Genomic DNA, 17,599 nt, shown 5'->3' with positions numbered 1-17,599 from the left:
CATAAGGTGTTCGCCGAATGCGAACGCCGCGATACGCGCAGAAGCGCTCCATCAGTATCAATATTTTTGCCGCGCCCGGTGGGACGCGCGCGGCGATGGAGCTGGGACTTATGTCTATTTATACCGCTTTGCGTGCGGGCGTTTCTGGCCTCACCGCCAACTCGAGCGCCCTCGCCGTCATCTCCGACAACATTGCCAACGTGAACACCGTTGGCTACAAGCGCGGCGGCGTCGATTTCTCGGCGCTGGTCAACGCACAGAACTCGAACACGACTTATAACGCCGGCGGCGTGCTGCCGCTGACGCGCCAGCAAATCTCGCTGCAAGGATCGCTCGAGCAATCGCGCTCACCAACCGACCTCGCAATCTCCGGCGATGGCTTCTTCATCGTATCGACCAACAACCAGCAACTCTCGAATGGCGGCTCGGTGCTGTTCACGCGCGCTGGCTCGTTCACCATCGACGCCGCCGGCTACATGGTCAACGCGCAAGGCCTGTTCTTGCAGGGCTGGCCGGTCGCCGCCGACGGCAGCGTCACCTCCTCTCCGACTTCGCTCTCGGCGATCGAGCCGGTGAACATTTCCGGCGTCGGCGGTCTTGCCGAACCCACGGCCAACGTTGGCCTCAACGCCAACCTCAATTCGGCGCAAGCAGACTACGCCAACGCACAGGGCGTTTACGACGTCGGCGACATGGCCACCGGCACGATCACGCCGCACTTCGAAAGCTCGCTCGAAATCTACGACAGCTTGGGCGCGGCTCGCACGGTCGCCTTCGGCTTCCTGAAAACAGGCCCGAACACGTGGCGCGTCGAAGCCTATGCGCGCCCGAACTCGAACATTACGGGCGGCTCGGGCACAGGCGGCCTGCTCGCGGCCGGTATCGTCAACTTCAACACCGACGGCACGGTCGCGAGCGTGCAGCCACATGGCACCGCATCGACCGCCCAAGACATCGACAGCCAGTTCACCGTGAACTGGGCAACATCCACGGGCGCTGCGGCGCAAGGCGTGACGCTCGATCTGTCGACCGGCATGACCCAGTTCGCCAACAGCTTCGGCGTCACCTCGGTGACGGCGGATGGCGTGCCGCCAGGCGATCTCGTCGGCCTCGTGCTTGAAGGCGACGGCATGTTGACGGCGCAGTTCTCGAACGGCCGTGCGCGCGCGCTCTACCAGATCCCGCTGGCGACGTTCCTCAACCCGAACGGCTTGAAGGCGGACCAAGGTGGCGCATTCCGAACCACGCTGGAGTCTGGCCTCTACAACATCAACTCATCGAACGCCGGCGGCGCAGGCCGCATCGTTTCGGGTGCGCTTGAAGCTTCGAACGTCGATCTCGCGACTGAGTTCACAAGCTTGATCACGACGCAGCGCGCCTACTCCGCAGCGTCGCGGATCATTACAACCGCCGACCAAATGCTCGAAGAGCTTTTGATGATCAAACGATAGGCTGAAGCGTGGCTCGGGTAAGAAATGAGTAAGAGACTCATGTTCTAATTCGAGACACGCTTCTTCGCCTGATTCCTCCAGCGTCTTAGCCGTTTCTTTAGCGATCCGAGTTATTGTGGGTTGCTAAGAAGGAGAAAGGCGCATGCAGAAGCAACGCCGATATGATGGGGTGGTGATGGGTCCCGACGGGAATCCCCTCACTTTGGACGATCTGCCGCCGCCGGGAACGACCCGTTGGGTCATCCGCCGTAAGGCAGAAGTTGTCGCTGCGGTTCGCGGCGGTCTGCTGACGATGGAAGATGCCTGCCAACGTTACGGCCTCTCTGAAGAGGAATTCGACGGCTGGCGTAAGTCAATCGAAAAGCATGGCCTCCCTGGCCTGCGCACTACGCGCATCCAGCACTACCGCGCGGTCTAACCGACCGCGCCACGCTGGCAGCTGTCAGTATCAAGGCTTTCAAAGGCCCCCGTCTCCCCGGCGGGGGTCTTTGCGCGTTTAGCGCCGTCTGCACTCAGGCTTTCGGATTAACTCTTGTTTCATCCGCAGCCCGGCAAATTCTGCCGACCGGTGAGATTTGCCCAGTGATTCTGGGCGAGCTCCCCGTGCGTGCAGAGGACTGGCGTGAACGGCTTCACTCAACTTCTACTGAAGGCAGGCCCTACCCGATTGTTTGCGATGCTCGGCATCGCAGCAGTGGTCGCGGCGCTGCTCTTCACCCTCGTGTTCCGCATGGGCGGCGAATCAAAAGCGCTGCTGTTCGCGGGCGTCGAGACCCGGGAGATGGCGGAAATCTCCCAACGCCTGGAAGCGGCCGACATCCCCTACGAGATCCGCGAAGACGGCGGCTCGATCTATGTCGCGCGCTCTGAAGTGTTCAATGCACGCATGATGCTCTCGGCCGACGGCCTGCCCTCGCGCGGCTCCATCGGCTACGAGATCTTTGACGAACCCGACGCGCTCGGCCAAACCCAGTTCCAACAGAACATCAATCGCCTGCGTGCGCTCGAGGGCGAGCTCTCGCGTACGATTGGCTCACTGGACGGTGTCGCCTCAGCACGCGTGCACCTCGTGCTGCCGGAGCGCCAACTCTTCTCGCGTGACGCGGACCAGCCCACGGCTTCGATCGTCATCCAGTTGCGTCGCGATGAACTGACCACCGGTCAGGTTCGCGCCATCCGTAACCTCGTCGCCAGCGCCACGCCTGGCCTCAGCGCCAACCGCGTCACCATCGTCGACGAAACCGGCCGCCTCCTCGCTGCGGCCCAATCTGGCGAAGAAGGCGCGGCAGACGGCATCGACGCGCGACAAGTCTCAACAGAAGACCGCATCCGCCGCACCGTGACTGACATCGTCGAAGGGATCGTCGGTCAAGGTAATGCGCGCGTCCAAATCTCCGCAGAGATGGACTTCAACCGCGTCAGCTCGACAACGCAGACTTTCGATCCGGAAGGCCGGGTCGTTCGCTCGACCCAAACTTCCGAAGAAACAGGCCGCAGCGGCGAAACTTCGCGTGGCACGACAGCCGGCGCCAACGTCCCGGACGCGAACGCCAGCGCATCGCAAAACGGCCCGCAGAACGAAAACAACCAAAGCTCGGAAACGGTCAACTACGAGATCTCGAACACCACGCGCACCGAGATCAGCGAAGGGGGCCGCATCCGCAGACTCTCAGTGGCCGTGGCGGTCAATGGCACAACTACGCCCGGAGCTGATGGCGCCGCACCGACCTATGCACCGCGCACTGAAGAAGAGATGCAGCGCCTCACCGCCCTCGTGCGCTCCGCCGTTGGCTTCAACCAAGAGCGCGGCGACATCGTCGAAGTCGTCAACACCCAGTTCGCGAGCCTCGCGCCAAGCGGCGCGGCTGCCGCAGAGCCCGGCATGTTCGACTTCCTCGGCGGCCTCGATGTAACGCGCATCATCGAAATCGTGGCGGCTTTGATCGCATCGCTCGCTTTCCTCTTCTTCGTGCTGAGCCCGCTGGTCAGCGGTCTGCTGCGCGGCGGCGCCAATGCTGCGGCCGCAGGCGCGGGCGCTGTGCCTGCACTCGCCGGTCCGAGTTCAGGTGGCGGCTCGGGCGCCGCTGCCGCGCTGCCGGCGCCGGACGACGGCATCGATATCGCTCAAATCAATGGCCGCGTACGCGCGTCGTCAGTCAAAAAAGTCGCAGAAGTCGTTGAGCAACATCCGGATGAATCTGTTCAGATCATTCGCGGCTGGCTGAATAACGCTTAGCGATGAACGCCCTCACCCGCCCCAACCCGTCAGATGCGCGCCCTGAGGGCTCATCAGCTTCGGCTGATTTGTCACGCTATAGCGGCGCGGAGAAGGCGGCGATCATCCTCATGGCTCTTGGCGAAGACGCCAAGAAGATGTGGGGGGTGATGGACGAGGAAGAGATCAAGGAAGTCTCGCAAGCGATGGCGTCGCTGGGGGTTGTGCCCGCGGCGGTCGTCGAGGCGCTCGTCCACGAATTCATCCAACGACTTTCCGGCGCAGGCGCCATCATGGGCTCGGTCGAACAGACCCAACGCATGCTGATGCAAATTCTGCCTAAGGAAAAAGTCGACGCCCTGATGGAAGAAATCCGTGGTCCCGCGGGTCGAAACATCTGGGATAAACTCGCGAACGTCCACGAGACCGTTCTCGCCAGCTACCTTAAGAACGAATACCCGCAAACTGTAGCCGTCGTGCTGGCGAAGGTCCGCTCCGAGCATGCGGCCAAGGTCTTGGCCGAACTGCCGCAGGATTTTGCGGCCGAATGCGTCATGCGCATGCTTGCAATGGAGCCCGTGCAGCGCGACATCCTGGAAAAAGTCGAGACGACGCTTCGCACCGAGTTCATGTCGAACCTTGCGCGCACCTCCAAGCGCGACAGTCACGAACTCATGGCGGAGATCTTCAACAATTTCGATCGCCAGACCGAAGCCCGCTTCATGGGCGCGCTCGAAAGCAAGAGCAACGAAAGCGCCGATCGCATCAAGGCGCTGATGTTCGTGTTCGAAGATCTCGGCAAACTGGACGCCGGCGGCATCCAGACATTGTTGCGCGCCGTCGACAAGAGCGATCTCGCCATTGGCCTCAAGGGCGCGTCCGATACGCTGCGCAATCTCTTCTTCACCAACATGTCCGAGCGCGGCGGCAAGCTCTTGAAGGACGACATGGCCTCGATGGGGCCGGTGCGCCTGAAGGACGTGGACGCCGCACAAACACGCATGGTGCAGATCGCCAAGGACCTCGCCGCGCGCGGCGAAATCGTGCTGTCGGATGGCAAGTCAGAAGATGAGTTGATCTACTGATGAGCAACATCCGCAAGTACGCCTTCGATACCGAGTTCTCCCCTGAAGGCGAGATCATGCGTGAACCGTCCAAGCGGATCACGCCCGAGCAAGTGCAAGCCGCGAACGCCGACGCGTACGAAAAAGGCAAGAACGACGCCGTCGCTCAAGCTGAGCGCCGCATCGCCGCCGCACTCGAAGCCATCGCCGACGCAACCTCTGCCGTGCTAACGCGCCTCGATGCTGAAAGCCACGCCATGCGCACCGAAGCCGCGCGTATTGCCTTGGCGGCAGCGCAAAAGATCGCCGGCGCCGCGCTTGACAGCTACGGCATCGAGCGTGTCGTGCAAGCGGTCGAAGCCGCGATGGATGGCCTGCGCCACCAGCCGCGCCTGGTTGTGAAACTCCCAGCCGACATGGTCGAGCAACTGAAGCCGCGCATCACCTTGATGTGCGAAACGCACGCCTACGCGAGCGCGATACTCGTGCGCGCCGATCCCGGCTTGAAGAACGGCGCCGTCGTCATCGACTGGTCGGACGGCGTTATCGCACTCGACCCGGCCGATGCGGCGCGGCGCATTGAAGAATTAATCGAAGCCGCGCTCGCGGCGAACGAGGCGCACTGATGAGCGATCTGAAACTCGACGAATTCCAACCGACGCCGGACTTGAACGCGGGCGGGGATCACCTTGAGCGCAGCGCCGCCGATCTCGCGGCCGTCTACGACGTGCCGGTGCACATCCAAGCCGTGCTCGGACGCGCCAACATGGAAGTGGCGTCCCTGCTCCGCCTCAATCGCGGCTCAGTGATCGAGCTCGACCGCAAAGTCGGCGAAGCCATCGACATTTACGTGAACAACCGTCTCGTCGCGCGTGGTGAAGTCGTCGTTGTCGACGAACGCCTCGGCGTGACCATGACGGAAATCATTAAGGACGGCGACGGCGCCTAAGGGCGTCGCGAGGAGAACGGAAATGCGTCTACTCATCGTTGGCCCGCTCGGAGGACAAATCTCCGCAGCCACGAAGATCGCGATGGATCACGGCGCCAAGGTCGCGCACGTGGACACGATCGAGCAAGCGACCGGCGCATTGCGCGCAGGCCGCGGCGCCGACCTCTTAATGGTGGACGCGCGCCTCGACATCGCCGCCCTCATCACGGCGAACGAAGCAGAACACATCGTGGTGCCGATCGTGGCGGCCGGCGTCGGCATCGATCCGATGGCCGCCGCCAAATCCATCCGCGCCGGCGCGCGCGAATACATCTCGCTGCCGCCGGATGCGGAGCTGATCGCCGCTGTGCTCGCGGCTGTCTGCGATGACGAACGTCCGCTCATCGCCGCCGATGAATCCATGAAGCATGTCGTGACGATGGCCGATCAAATCGCCGCGTCCGACGCCTCGATCATGATCACCGGCGAAAGCGGTGTCGGCAAGGAAGTGCTCGCGCGCTACGTCCACAAGAAATCCAAGCGCAAGGACAAGCCGTTCATCGCCGTGAACTGCGCGGCGATCCCGGAGAGCCTGCTCGAATCCGAACTCTTCGGTCACGAGAAAGGCGCGTTCACCGGCGCCATCGCACGCCGCATCGGCAAATTCGAAGAGGCCGACGGCGGCACGCTGCTGCTCGACGAAATCTCCGAAATGGACTTGCGCCTGCAATCGAAGTTGCTGCGCGCGCTGCAGGAGCGCGTCATCGATCGCGTCGGCGGCAACAAACCGGTGCCGGTCAACATCCGCGTGCTCGCAACCTCGAACCGCGATCTCAACGCCTTGGTTCGCGGCGGCGAGTTCCGGGAAGACCTGCTCTATCGCCTCAACGTCGTGAACCTTCGCATCCCGCCGCTGCGCGAGCGCAAGGACGATCTGGCGGCGCTATCGCAATTTTTCATCGACAAATATGCGCGCTCAAACGGCCGCCCCGCCCGCAAGCTCTCACGCGAAGCCATGGCGCAAGTCATGAGCCATCGCTGGCCAGGCAACGTGCGCGAACTTGAAAACGCCATGCACCGCGCAGTGCTGCTCGCCAATGGCGAAGATGTCGGTCCCGAGGCGATCCGTGCTCCGGACGGCGCGCCCGTCGGTCACCGCGACTCCACCGGCGACGCCATCGAAGCCGCGCAAGCGGCCGCTCGCAATCTCGTTGGCCGCACCGTCGCCGAAGTCGAACAGGATCTCATTCTCGAGACGCTGACGCACTGCCTCGGCAATCGCACGCACGCCGCCCACATTCTCGGCATCTCCATCCGCACGCTGCGCAACAAGCTGAAGCAGTACTCGGACGAGGGGCTGCGCATCCCTCCGCCCCCAACCGGACAGGCGGCTTGAGCTAACACATGACGGACGCTGCACAGCCGCAAGGCAACGATCTCTCATTCGACGTCCTGCGCGGCTTTGTCATGCGCGGCGAAATCGGCCTCGCTGCAGTCGTGCTCGGCATTTTGTCGATCATGCTGGTGCCACTGCCGCCATTCTTGCTCGACATGCTGCTGGCGGTGTCGATCATCTTCTCGATCCTCGTGCTGATGACGGCGCTGATGATCAAAAAGCCACTCGAATTCACCGCCTTCCCGTCGGTCTTGCTGCTCGCCACACTGCTGCGGCTGGCGCTCAACATCGCATCGACGCGTCTCATTCTCGCCAATGGTCAAAGCGGCGAACACGCCGCCGGCGAAGTGATCGCCGCCTTCGCGCAATTCGTCATGGGCGGCGAGTTCGTGATCGGCGTCATCGTGTTCGCGATCTTGGTGATCGTGAACTTCGTGGTCATCACCCGAGGCTCGACGCGTATCGCCGAAGTGGCGGCGCGCTTCACCTTAGATTCGATGCCCGGCAAACAGATGGCGATCGACGCCGATCTCTCCGCCGGCCTCATCAACGAAACCCAGGCGCGCGAGCGCCGTAAAGCGCTTGAAGACGAAAGCTCCTTCTTCGGGGCCATGGACGGTGCGTCCAAGTTCGTCCGCGGCGACGCAATCGCCGGCCTGCTGATCGTCTTCATCAACATCATCGGCGGCATCATTATCGGCGTCGTCTCGCACGGCATGGACTTCGCCGAAGCCGGACACACCTACACGCTGCTCACCGTCGGCGACGGCCTAGTGACGCAAATTCCGGCGCTGATTATCTCGGTCGCCGCCGGCCTGCTGGTGACCAAAGCCGGCATCGACGGCGCCGCAGATAAGGCTTTCGCCAAGCAACTCGCTTCCTATCCGGTCGCACTTGGCGTCGTCGCCGCATGTGCTCTGGGTGTGGGATTGCTCCCCGGCATGCCGAAGATTCCGTTCTTGCTCCTCGCCGCAGGCGCAGGCGCACTGGCATGGCAACTGCGCCAAGCAGGCCGCGCTGCCGAAGCGAAGGCGGCTGAAGCGGCGCCGCCTGCACCCGCCGTCGAAGAGACGCCGCAATCGTCACTCGCCATGGACGACGCCCGCATCGAGATCGGCTTTGCGCTCCTGCCCCTCATCAACGACGTGCAAGGCCGCCGCCTCACGGATCAAATCAAGGCGCTCCGCAAGACCCTGGCGCAAGACTACGGCTTCGTGATGCCGAGCGTGCGCATCCTCGACAACGTTCAGCTGCCGGCCGACGCATACGCCATCCGCATTCGCGAAATGGATGCCGGCGAAGGCAAGCTGAAGATGGGCCACCTGTTGGCGATGGACCCAACCGGCGCCGGCATCGCATTGCCTGGCGAAGCAGTGAAGGAGCCGGCCTTTGGCCTCGACGCAAAATGGATCGACGAGCGCGCGCGCGAAGAAGCCAGCTTCCGCGGTTACACGGTTGTTGATCCAGCAACGGTGCTCGCGACACACCTCACCGAGGTCATCAAAGAGCACATGAGCGAACTCCTCACCTTCTCTGAGGTGAAGAAGCTCATCAAAGAACTTCCGAAGGACACCCAAACCCTTCTCGACGATGTCGCGCCTGCGCACATTTCTTGGTCGGGCGTTCAGCGCGTGCTGCAGAACTTGCTCAAAGAGCGCGTCTCCATTCGCGATCTCAGCGCCATCATCGAGGCGATCGCCGAAGCCGCACCTGCCATGCACGATCTTGTGCTCATCACCGAGCACGTGCGCGCGCGCCTTGCGCGTCAAATCTGCTACCAGCACCGTAACGCCGCCGGCGCGCTGCCGATCCTCACGCTTTCACCGAACTGGGAGCTCGCATTCGCTGAAGCGCTCATCGGCGAAGGTCAACAGCGAACCTTGGCGCTGGCGCCATCCAAGCTGCACGATTTCGTCGCCGACGTGCGCACCGCATTCGAGAAATCGGCGCAAATGGGCGAAACGCCGGTGATGCTCACCTCGCCGAACATCCGTCCGTTCGTGCGCTCGCTCATTGAACGCTTCCGTCCGTCGACGGCGGTGATGGGCCAATCGGAAGTGCACGCGAAGGTGCGCTTGAAGGCGATGGGGCAGATCTGAGCGGCGCCTGGACTCCACATCCGTATTCTTAGTAATTAACGCTCTAGTTACCAAAACATCCACCGGCGCTAACGCCTCCGCAATCGTTACGGCGCATACCGGTGGCATGACAGGCGCAAACGCCGCCATTAACGATCAGCCGTTGCCGCGCACGCGCGCGGCGCCGGTTTTCGCGATCGCCTCTGGAAAGGGCGGCGTCGGCAAGACGTGGCTCTCAACGATGCTGTCGATCGCGTTTGGCCGCGCCGGTCAACGCACACTCCTCGTGGATTGCGACCTCGGGCTCGCCAATGTCGACGTTCAGCTCGGCGTCCGGCCAACGGCGGACGTGCATTCCGTGGTCCGCGGCTTCCTCGAACTGGAATCCGCCGTCACCCCCGTCATGGGTGGTCCAGGACGCAATGGCGGCTTCGATTTGATCGCTGGTCATTCGGGCTCGGGCGCGCTTGGCGCGGTCAAGCTCGAAGAAGTGGCGCGCATCGCTAATGGTCTGACGCGCCTCACGCCACACTACGACCGCGTCATCCTTGATCTGGCCGCCGGCATCGATCCAACCGTGCTGCGCTTCGCGCGCGCCGCCGATCGCTTGATCCTCGTCACCACCGAAGAGCCCACAGCCCTCACCGACGCCTACGCGATGGTGAAGCTACTACGCTTGCAAGGCTCACAAGTGACGCCATGGGTCATCGTCAACATGGCCGAGAGCCGCGTCAAAGGCCGCAAAGTCTTCGATCAGTTCTCGCTTGCCTGTAACGAATATCTTGGCTTCAAGCCCAAATTCGCCGGCGCCATCACCCGCGACCCGCGCGTGCCGGATTCCATCCGCGCACAAACGCCGCTGCCGACGCGGCACCCGCAGAGCCAAGCCTACGAAGACGTCATCCGCATCGTCGAGACGTTGAACGCGAGCTGATTGAGGCCGCCGCCTCCGGAGCTACCCAACACAATGTTCTGAAATTTCTCCGGCTTATCGAGGCGCCGAGAAAAATCTATCCTCAGGGCTTGCAAGGCGCACACAATCGCGCCCATGCGCACACCGCAACCCATCACCAATCATCGCTTCGCCGGAGCGACACTCTTTGTGTGCTCAAGCTGACGTATCTCGTGCACAATCTGTTGCTAATCCGCGCGGCGCGGTTCCAGCGTACGCCGATGTTGATACGACACTGGCGCGCCTACACGCGCCCAGGTCTTCAGCGCCGCAACACCCCACGCAATAAATTGGGTTCAAGCGCCGGCGCGCGCCAACGCCGCTTCATGAAATGGCGGCAGCCTAACCGAGCGCCTGGCGCGCCTCGTTCAAATCGCCCGCAATCTTGATGTTTACGCGCGCCGCTCTTGTTTCGCCGCGTCCGCAATGGCGTCACACGCCTGCTCGCGCTCAGGATCACGCGACCAAGTGAAGTCGCGCCGCATGATGCGTCCACGCCAGAGCCGCGGTCAGTCAACAGCTCTTAAGCTCGCATCTCACATTTTTGGACAATCAGAACGTCGCCGCGTCAGCGTGGCGACGCCAAACGCACCGCCTTCAACGCTGCAGCGACGCGCGCCCCGCTCGCAAGGTCGCCATCTCGTCGAGTTCGTCGTTCTCGCGCTTCTCGGCCGCAGCTTTTCTCCGCTGCTCATCGAGTTCAATCAACCGCTCGAACTTGCGCACTTCTGTATGCGCCTCGGCAATCAAGGTGCGCAGCCGATCGATTTCCTGATTGATCAAAACACGCTCAGCATCCAGCGCCTTGCGAATTGCCTGGGCCGCCACCGCGTAGCCGCCATAGGCTCGCGCAGATTCATAGTCGCGCTGCGCCAACATTTGCTCATTGCGCACAGTCTGCTCGTGACCATGGATGCGCTGAACGACGTTCGCGTCCTTGGTGATCTGATCCGCCAGCGCGCGGCGCAATGTTTCAAGGTCACGCTCGGCGACCTTTAGAAGTGTCCGGAACGCCTTCATTGCAGGGCCTCAGCTAGCATCGCGAAGCCCTCTTCGATGCTCGATTGTTCATCGCGAATTTGCGTCAACACACGTTCAACCGCCGGCCGCACACGGATCGCCTCATCGACTTGCGGATCCGCGCCCGCCTTGTAAGCGCCGATGCGAATAAGCTCTTCCATTTCGCCATAAAGACTCAAGGCTTCGCGGGCGCGCGCGACAAGCTTGTTCTCCTCGGCCGTATGACACATCGGCATCAAACGCGAGATCGACTTCAGCACGTTGATCGCCGGATAGCGTCCGCGCTCGGCGATCGCGCGCTCCATCACGATGTGACCATCCAAGATGCCACGCACCGCATCGGCGATCGGCTCGTTGTGATCGTCGCCATCGACAAGCACGGTAAAGAGCGCCGTGATCGATCCCAACTCGCCTTCGCGCCCCGGACCGGCCCGCTCCAACAGCTTCGGAAGCTCCGCGAACACGGATGGCGTGTAACCTTTCGTGGTCGGAGGCTCACCAACGCTCAAGCCAATTTCGCGCTGCGCCATGGCAAAGCGCGTGACCGAGTCGATCAGCAGCAGAACATCGAGCCCCTCATCGCGAAAGTGCTCGGCGACCGCGCACGCCATATGGGGCGCAAGCCGCCGGCGAGCTGCGCTTTCATCGGACGTCGCAACAACCACCACGGAACGGCGGCGGCCTTCTTCGCCCAGCGTGTCCTCGATGAACTCCTTGACCTCTCGGCCCCGCTCGCCAACCAAGCCAATCACGATCACATCGGCGTTGGCGCCGCGCGCCAGCATCGACATCAGCACCGATTTGCCAACACCGGAGCCTGCGAACACGCCCATGCGCTGGCCACGACAAAGAGCAGCAAAAATATTGAGCGCCCGAACGCCGACATCGAGCCGCCCGCCCACGCGCGAGCGATCATGTGCGGAAGGCGGCGGCGCGCGCACCGGCGTCGGCTTGATGCCTTGCGGCAACGGCCCCTCGCCGTCGACCGGATTTCCAAAACAATCGATGACGCGGCCGAGCCAAGTGTGCGAGGGCCGCGCCATCGGCGATGCACCTTCCAACACCACACGCGCGCCTGGCCGGATCGCTTCAATCGAATCGTAAGGCGCGATGAGCGCGCGGTCGCCGCGGAACCCGACGATCTCGCCACGCGCTGTCGTGTGTCCAAAGATCGTCACGCGCGCGCCAAGCGCAAGCGCCTCAACTGGGCCTGTCACTTCAACGAGAGCACCCGACAAGCCGGTAACACGCCCCTCAAAGCGGCGCGGATCGAGTGCGTGAATCTCTTCAGCAAGTTTAGAAAGGAGTGATGGCATCGCGCGTGCGAAAATTTCCTCACACTTCTTTCGGCTGGTATGGTTAGCGAAATCTGAATCTCACCAAGGCTCGTTTGTGATGCGATTCATTTCATGGGGCTTGTGGCTGACAGTTTCGCACACACAAGCGGTGGACATGCGATTCCAAATCAGATTCTAAGGGTTAACGGGAGCTGATTGGAGCGGCAGCGCTTAGGTAAGCACACCAGCAAAGTAAGAATCGTTTGGCGATTTTAACGAAGATTAAACCGTTGCCATCGATTCTGTGAGTTAACTGTGTGCGGCCCTTGCGCCGACGGGGAGCATTTGATGCGAGTCTTGTTGATCGAAGACGATAGCGCAACGGCGCAGGGCATTGAGCTGATGCTCAAGTCCGAAGGGTTCAATATCTACTCGACCGACCTCGGCGAGGAAGGCATCGATCTCGGCAAGCTCTACGATTACGACATCATCGTACTCGACCTGACGCTGCCCGACATGCACGGCTACGACGTGCTAAAGCAGCTCCGGGTGGCGCGGGTGAATACCCCCATCCTGATCCTCTCCGGCACCGCCGACATCGACACGAAGGTCCGTGGCCTCGGCTACGGCGCCGACGATTACATGACCAAGCCCTTCAACAAGGACGAACTGATCGCGCGGATCAACGCGATCGTCCGCCGCTCTAAGGGCCATGCTCATTCCGTCATCAAAACGGGCGACATCGTCGTCAACCTCGACGCGAAGACGACCGAAGCTCATGGTCAGCGCGTCCACTTGACGGGCAAAGAATATCAAATGCTGGAGCTGCTCTCGCTCCGCAAAGGCACGACGCTGACGAAAGAGATGTTCTTGAACCATCTCTACGGCGGCATGGACGAGCCGGAACTCAAGATCATCGACGTGTTCATCTGTAAGCTTCGCAAAAAGCTGGCGGCTGCCACGGGCGGCGAACACTACATTGAGACGGTCTGGGGCCGCGGCTACGTGCTCCGCGATCCGCAGGAAGCCGGCGCGACGGCCACCGTCACCAGCGGTGTTGCAGCGGCCTAAAGCCACTCGCCTAGAATTGAATCGCCACAGCGGCTCATGCGGATGCGCATGGGCCGCTGTTCGTTTAAGGTCGGCGCAATGGATCGCCGCTCTATCCTTCTCGCTGGCATAGGCACGCTTTTAGCCAGCTCAGCGCACGCTGACGTCGTCAATTCCAGCGGCGATTTTCGCTCACTCGCGATAGCGCTCGCGAATGCAGACCGGCGCGAACGCGCAATTCAGATCGCCGCGTTCGATAAAGGGACGCTCAGCGACGAAGATCGGATCCTATACGAAGCGGTGGCGCAAGGATCCTGGGCTGACGGGCTTATCGCCAGTTCGCCCTGGGGACGCAATGGAACGCCTTATGTAGTGACACATCGCTACGGCGCATATCGAAGCGCAAACCCCGATGCCGCGGCGATCGACCGCGAAACCGAAGAGCTAGCGGCGGGCGCGCAAGCGGGCGCCGTAGCGCCAGTGTTTGTCTTAGATGCCGCGATCAACGCCGTTGATGCAGCTTCTTCACGTGCTCATGGGTCCGTCGCAGAATCTATGACACGGCAGATCAGTGCGCTCCGCAAAGTGCGCGATCGATCATTGGAATGGATCACGTCCGGCATTCGATCCGCGGATCAAGGCGGACTTTGGACTTTGCCAGGAGGCGAGGACTACTACGCACTGTCGCTGCAGTTTCAGCTCGGCGAAGAAATCTCGCCCCGCGCCGCGCATCACCGCGCGCTTACCTACTGCCGCAGCTTGCAACGCGAGGTGGATGCCCTCCTGAGGCGGCAAGGTCTGACGCGCGGCGGCGTTGGCGAACGTCTACGTACCTTTGCGCTAGACGAGCGGCGGCTCTATTCGAATGACGCCGCGGGCAAAGGGCAAGCAGTTGCAGAAATGAATGCGGCGCTAGATCGCGTTCGGCCATTGCTCCGCAATGTAGTTGCCGGCGCGGACACGCAAGCGGACGTACGGCTTGTGCCTCCGGAAGCAGAAGCGGGTGGCGCGGCGGGACGGCGTGAGGGCACAGTGTATCACGTCGACTTCGGCGCCATCCGGTCGCGACCGCGCTGGACGCTGCCGAGCGTCGCGTTTCACGAACTTGTGCCCGGCCACATCCTGCAGGCGTCATCCGAACGCGAGGCGCCAGCGCCGGCCCTCCAGACGCGATACGCGAGCGGTTACAACGAGGGCTGGGCAATCTACGCCGAACGTTTAGCCGACGAAGCTGGCGTCTATGCAGACGATCCCGCAAGCCGCATCGGGTATCTGCAGTGGATGCTGTTTCGCTTCGGACGCGTCGTAGCGGACACCGGCATTCACGTGATGCGCTGGAGTCGCGAACGCGCGATCCGGGAACTGCGTGAACTACAGGGCGATGGCATGGCCTTCGTCAGCATCCAAGAAGATGTGTTGCGCATGTGCGCACAGCCGGGAGTCGCTGCGGCTCAGGGACTGACGGCGATGCGCATTGCTGAGATACGCGGGAGAATGCGGCGGGGCGCTAACGGACGTTTCGATGCTCGCGCATTTCACGCGGCCATGCTGCTGCGTGGGCCACTCTCCCCGCCAGGTCTGGCACAGGCAGCGCGGGTGGCGTTCAGCCTATAAGGCCTCGTGCGTCACGCGACCGTCGCTCACCGTGAGAAGCGGCGTTGCTGTGGGGATCGCAGCGGGTTCGGCGGTCATGAGGTCCACCGAGAACACGCTGACATTAGCACGTTTGCCAACTTCAATTGCGCCGCGCTCATTCTCGCTGAAGGTCGCGAACGCAGCCGCCGAGGTAAACATTCGAAGCGCTTCGCTGCGCGTAACGACTTGCTCCTGATGCCAATCCGGCCCGGCAAAGCCGGTGAGATCGTGGCGATAGGTTGCAGCGTAATATTCAATCAGCGGATCGCCCTTCTCGACGGGTGCATCGGTGCCGCCGCAAATCATGGCGCCCGAATCCAAAAGCGCGCGCCAGGCATAGGCGCCGGCAAGACGTTGTGGTCCAAGCCGCGCAGGCGCGAAGAAAAGGTCGCTAATCGCATGTGACGGCTGCATCGATGCAATGACGCCTTGAGCGGCAAAGCGCCGAATGTCGGCACGATCGATGATCTGCGCGTGCTCAATGCGGAAGCGCGCATTGCGTAGCGCTTCAGGACTATCGGCGAAGGCATCGCGATAAGCATCGAGCATCAAACGGTTGCCGCGATCGCCGATGGCGTGCGTGGTAATTTGCACATTCTTCTCGCGCGCGCGCCGCACGATGTCGCCGATCTGCTCAATGGGCATGACCAGCAAACCGCTCGACTCGTGCGCGTCGCTATAAGGCGCAAGCAACGCAGCGCCACGCGAGCCCAGGGCGCCATCAATATACATCTTGATACCGCGCACCTTTACGGCGCCTTCGCCGTAGGGACCGCGCTGCAGGACGATCTCCCCGTCATCCGGCGTGAGATAGATATCGGCGCTCAGCGGCAGTTCACCGTTTGCGGCGAACTCTTCGAACAACTGCGCTTCGGCAAGCGACGTGCTCATGTTGTGAACGCCGGTCCAGCCGCGCGCCGCATAAATGCGGGCGCCCTGCAGCAAGGCTTCGCGCTGCATTGCCGGCGTCATGGGAGGAAAGACGCGCTGGACCAAGTCCATCGCATTATCGATCAACATGCCCGTCGCGGCGCCGGATGTATCGCGTTGAATTGCGCCGCCTGAAGGATTGGCCGTGTTGTTATCGATCTGCGCGAGCTGAAGCGCAGCACTATTCACAACTGCGGCGTGACCATCGACGCGCCCGAGGAAGACCGGACGATCAGATACGATCACATCAAGGTCGGCGCGATTTGGGAAGCGTTGCTCTGGCCAATGCGTCTCGATCCAGCCGCGGCCATGGATCGGACCTTCCGGGTGCTGAGCGGCATACGCGCGCAAGCGCGTCTGCAAATCCACAATCGACGTCACGCCGACGAGATCGAGAATTAACGCGGCGGCTCCAACGCCCGTAAGATGAACGTGAGAATCCGTGAACCCCGCAAACGCCGCAGCGCCTGCAAGATCGATCTCGCGCGCACCGCGCGCGTTGGCGCTTACATCAGCACGAGAACCAACGGCCGCGAAGAGCCCGTCTTTGACCCGAATAGCCTCCGCCTTAGCAGCGCCCGCGCCTGTATAAATTGGCCCCCCATGAATGATTAGGTCCGGCGCGCCGCGCGGCGCACATCCAGCGATCAGCGCACCCAGCGAGGCTTGCGCGAAATGACGGCGACTAAGGTGCATGGCGTTCCCCTATCCGTGGAGCAGACGGAGGCGTGCCCAATCGTGGCGTAGGCGTCAAACGAAGAAGGACCAAGACCGGCTCTGCAACCTCAGTTTCGCCCTTACGGCCCGAAGATGAAATCCGCCTGGGTGATGTCGCCGTCACCGGAGACGTTTTTGAGAGTGATGAACCTACGCAATCTGCGGATTTGCGAACGTAGCTTTTGGCGGCATCATGACCGGGGGGACGACTGTGCTGATGCCGGAACGGGCCTCCGAGATCCTGCATTTGGCGTGGCGCGCCTTATTACCGGGCTTTCTGGCGACGCTGATGACGGCAGCCATCGTCGCGGCCCTCCCCGCAGCGATCCTCGACTAGGAGATTGAAGGGTCGCGTTGCGCACGATCAACGCGAGTGGCGCGACGCAGGGTCAAGGTGAGGCGCATGGAAGTGCCGTTGTCACAACTTGTGTTAAATCTCGGCGTGGCCACGCTGATGGTCGCCCTCACGACCTTACAGCACTTCTTCGGATTGTTGCTACTAACGCGCCTCATGAGCGGCGCGCACACGCGGTTGCGGCCGCACGAGGCGGCGTGGCGTCAGGCCGGCATGATATTGCTGGTGGTATTTGGAATCTTCGCAACCCACACGGTTCAGGTGTGGTGCTACGCAGTGCTTTATCGGGTGCTGGGTGAGTTCGCGACCTTCGAACAAGCGCTCTATTTTTCAACAGTGAGCTTCTCAACGCTCGGACTCGGCGATCTAACGCTCAGCGTGAACTGGCGCGTGCTCGGCGCGATCGAGGCCGTAAATGGCCTGGTGCTTATTGCGTGGTCGACGGCGTTCTTGATGAGCGTAACGTCGCGTCTGCGGTTGCTCGAGCACGAATGGCTCGAGCACTAGGCCGGTTGCGGCTGGGCGTTCCGC

Annotated in this window: 16 protein-coding genes; 13 read left to right on the top strand and 3 right to left on the bottom strand. The window is 62.1% G+C overall.

Translation table 11 applies throughout. From position 1 onward, the window contains the following. Nucleotides 1-17: 17 nt before the first annotated feature. The 9 genes from ATE48_RS12570 (at nucleotide 18) to ATE48_RS12530 (ending at nucleotide 10,066) form a co-directional block, all read left to right on the top strand. A complete protein-coding gene (locus ATE48_RS12570; protein WP_083197327.1) occupies nucleotides 18-1,451 on the top strand; it encodes a flagellar hook protein FlgE in 1,434 nt (477 codons plus the stop codon). Nucleotides 1,452-1,593: 142 nt separating this feature from the next. Then, nucleotides 1,594-1,869, top strand: coding sequence for a CtrA inhibitor SciP (sciP, locus tag ATE48_RS12565; protein ID WP_066772031.1), 276 nt, complete (start codon nucleotides 1,594-1,596; stop codon nucleotides 1,867-1,869). Between the two features lie 204 nt (nucleotides 1,870-2,073). Then, complete coding sequence (fliF, locus tag ATE48_RS12560) at nucleotides 2,074-3,687, top strand: flagellar basal-body MS-ring/collar protein FliF (protein ID WP_066772028.1); 1,614 nt, start codon at nucleotides 2,074-2,076, stop codon at nucleotides 3,685-3,687. A 2-nt stretch (nucleotides 3,688-3,689) separates the two neighbouring features. Continuing rightward, nucleotides 3,690-4,751: a flagellar motor switch protein FliG gene (fliG, locus tag ATE48_RS12555; protein ID WP_083197326.1), complete on the top strand. Its 1,062-nt coding sequence runs from the start codon at nucleotides 3,690-3,692 to the stop codon at nucleotides 4,749-4,751. Beyond that, nucleotides 4,751-5,356: a FliH/SctL family protein gene (locus ATE48_RS12550; protein ID WP_066772026.1), complete on the top strand. Its 606-nt coding sequence runs from the start codon at nucleotides 4,751-4,753 to the stop codon at nucleotides 5,354-5,356. Before fliG ends, ATE48_RS12550 begins: the two co-directional genes overlap by 1 nt. Then, nucleotides 5,356-5,679: a flagellar motor switch protein FliN gene (gene fliN / locus ATE48_RS12545; RefSeq protein ID WP_083197325.1), complete on the top strand. Its 324-nt coding sequence runs from the start codon at nucleotides 5,356-5,358 to the stop codon at nucleotides 5,677-5,679. The genes ATE48_RS12550 and fliN overlap by 1 nt, the downstream gene beginning before the upstream one ends. 22 nt (nucleotides 5,680-5,701) lie before the next feature. Further along, nucleotides 5,702-7,054 (top strand): sigma-54-dependent transcriptional regulator FlbD, encoded by a 1,353-nt coding sequence (gene flbD, locus ATE48_RS12540; RefSeq protein WP_066772024.1) that lies wholly within the window; start codon nucleotides 5,702-5,704, stop codon nucleotides 7,052-7,054. 8 nt (nucleotides 7,055-7,062) lie between these two features. Next, nucleotides 7,063-9,153 carry a flagellar biosynthesis protein FlhA gene (gene flhA / locus ATE48_RS12535; protein ID WP_066772022.1) on the top strand — a complete coding sequence of 697 codons (2,091 nt, stop codon included), beginning with the start codon at nucleotides 7,063-7,065 and terminating at the stop codon, nucleotides 9,151-9,153. Between the two features lie 106 nt (nucleotides 9,154-9,259). Next, nucleotides 9,260-10,066, top strand: coding sequence for a MinD/ParA family protein (locus ATE48_RS12530; RefSeq protein WP_066772020.1), 807 nt, complete (start codon nucleotides 9,260-9,262; stop codon nucleotides 10,064-10,066). A gap of 615 nt (nucleotides 10,067-10,681) precedes the next feature. Here the strand turns inward: ATE48_RS12530 and ATE48_RS12520 are convergent. Both ATE48_RS12520 and fliI read right to left on the bottom strand, forming a co-directional pair. Then, on the bottom strand, nucleotides 10,682-11,104 hold the full coding sequence (locus ATE48_RS12520; protein ID WP_066772017.1) for a hypothetical protein: 423 nt from the start codon (nucleotides 11,102-11,104) through the stop codon (nucleotides 10,682-10,684). Beyond that, nucleotides 11,101-12,420: a flagellar protein export ATPase FliI gene (gene fliI / locus ATE48_RS12515; protein ID WP_066772015.1), complete on the bottom strand. Its 1,320-nt coding sequence runs from the start codon at nucleotides 12,418-12,420 to the stop codon at nucleotides 11,101-11,103. The genes ATE48_RS12520 and fliI overlap by 4 nt, the downstream gene beginning before the upstream one ends. Before the next feature lie 309 nt (nucleotides 12,421-12,729). Between fliI and ctrA the strand changes: the two genes are divergently transcribed. Both ctrA and ATE48_RS12505 read left to right on the top strand, forming a co-directional pair. Beyond that, on the top strand, nucleotides 12,730-13,452 hold the full coding sequence (gene ctrA / locus ATE48_RS12510; protein ID WP_066772013.1) for a response regulator transcription factor CtrA: 723 nt from the start codon (nucleotides 12,730-12,732) through the stop codon (nucleotides 13,450-13,452). Nucleotides 13,453-13,530: 78 nt separating this feature from the next. Then, entirely contained in the window at nucleotides 13,531-15,045 is a 1,515-nt protein-coding gene (locus tag ATE48_RS12505) for a DUF885 family protein (RefSeq protein ID WP_066772011.1), read from the top strand. On the opposite strand, the gene ATE48_RS12500 is transcribed toward ATE48_RS12505, so the two are convergent. Then, nucleotides 15,040-16,692 (bottom strand): amidohydrolase, encoded by a 1,653-nt coding sequence (locus tag ATE48_RS12500; protein ID WP_066772005.1) that lies wholly within the window; start codon nucleotides 16,690-16,692, stop codon nucleotides 15,040-15,042. The two genes, ATE48_RS12505 and ATE48_RS12500, sit on opposite strands and share 6 nt — an antisense overlap. 178 nt (nucleotides 16,693-16,870) lie before the next feature. Between ATE48_RS12500 and ATE48_RS19450 the strand changes: the two genes are divergently transcribed. Together ATE48_RS19450 and ATE48_RS12495 are read left to right on the top strand one after the other, a co-directional pair. Next, nucleotides 16,871-17,050, top strand: coding sequence for a nucleoside transporter C-terminal domain-containing protein (locus ATE48_RS19450; RefSeq protein WP_228126893.1), 180 nt, complete (start codon nucleotides 16,871-16,873; stop codon nucleotides 17,048-17,050). Nucleotides 17,051-17,116: 66 nt separating this feature from the next. Continuing rightward, nucleotides 17,117-17,575, top strand: a complete 459-nt coding sequence (locus ATE48_RS12495) for a potassium channel family protein (protein WP_066772003.1) — start codon at nucleotides 17,117-17,119, stop codon at nucleotides 17,573-17,575. Nucleotides 17,576-17,599 lie beyond the last annotated feature (24 nt).

The sequence above is a fragment of the Candidatus Viadribacter manganicus genome (genome assembly GCF_001679665.1).
GTDB lineage: Bacteria > Pseudomonadota > Alphaproteobacteria > Caulobacterales > Aquidulcibacteraceae > Vitreimonas > Vitreimonas manganica.
Note: the sequence above shows the minus strand (reverse complement) of the source record. Positions and strands in the feature narration are given on the sequence as shown.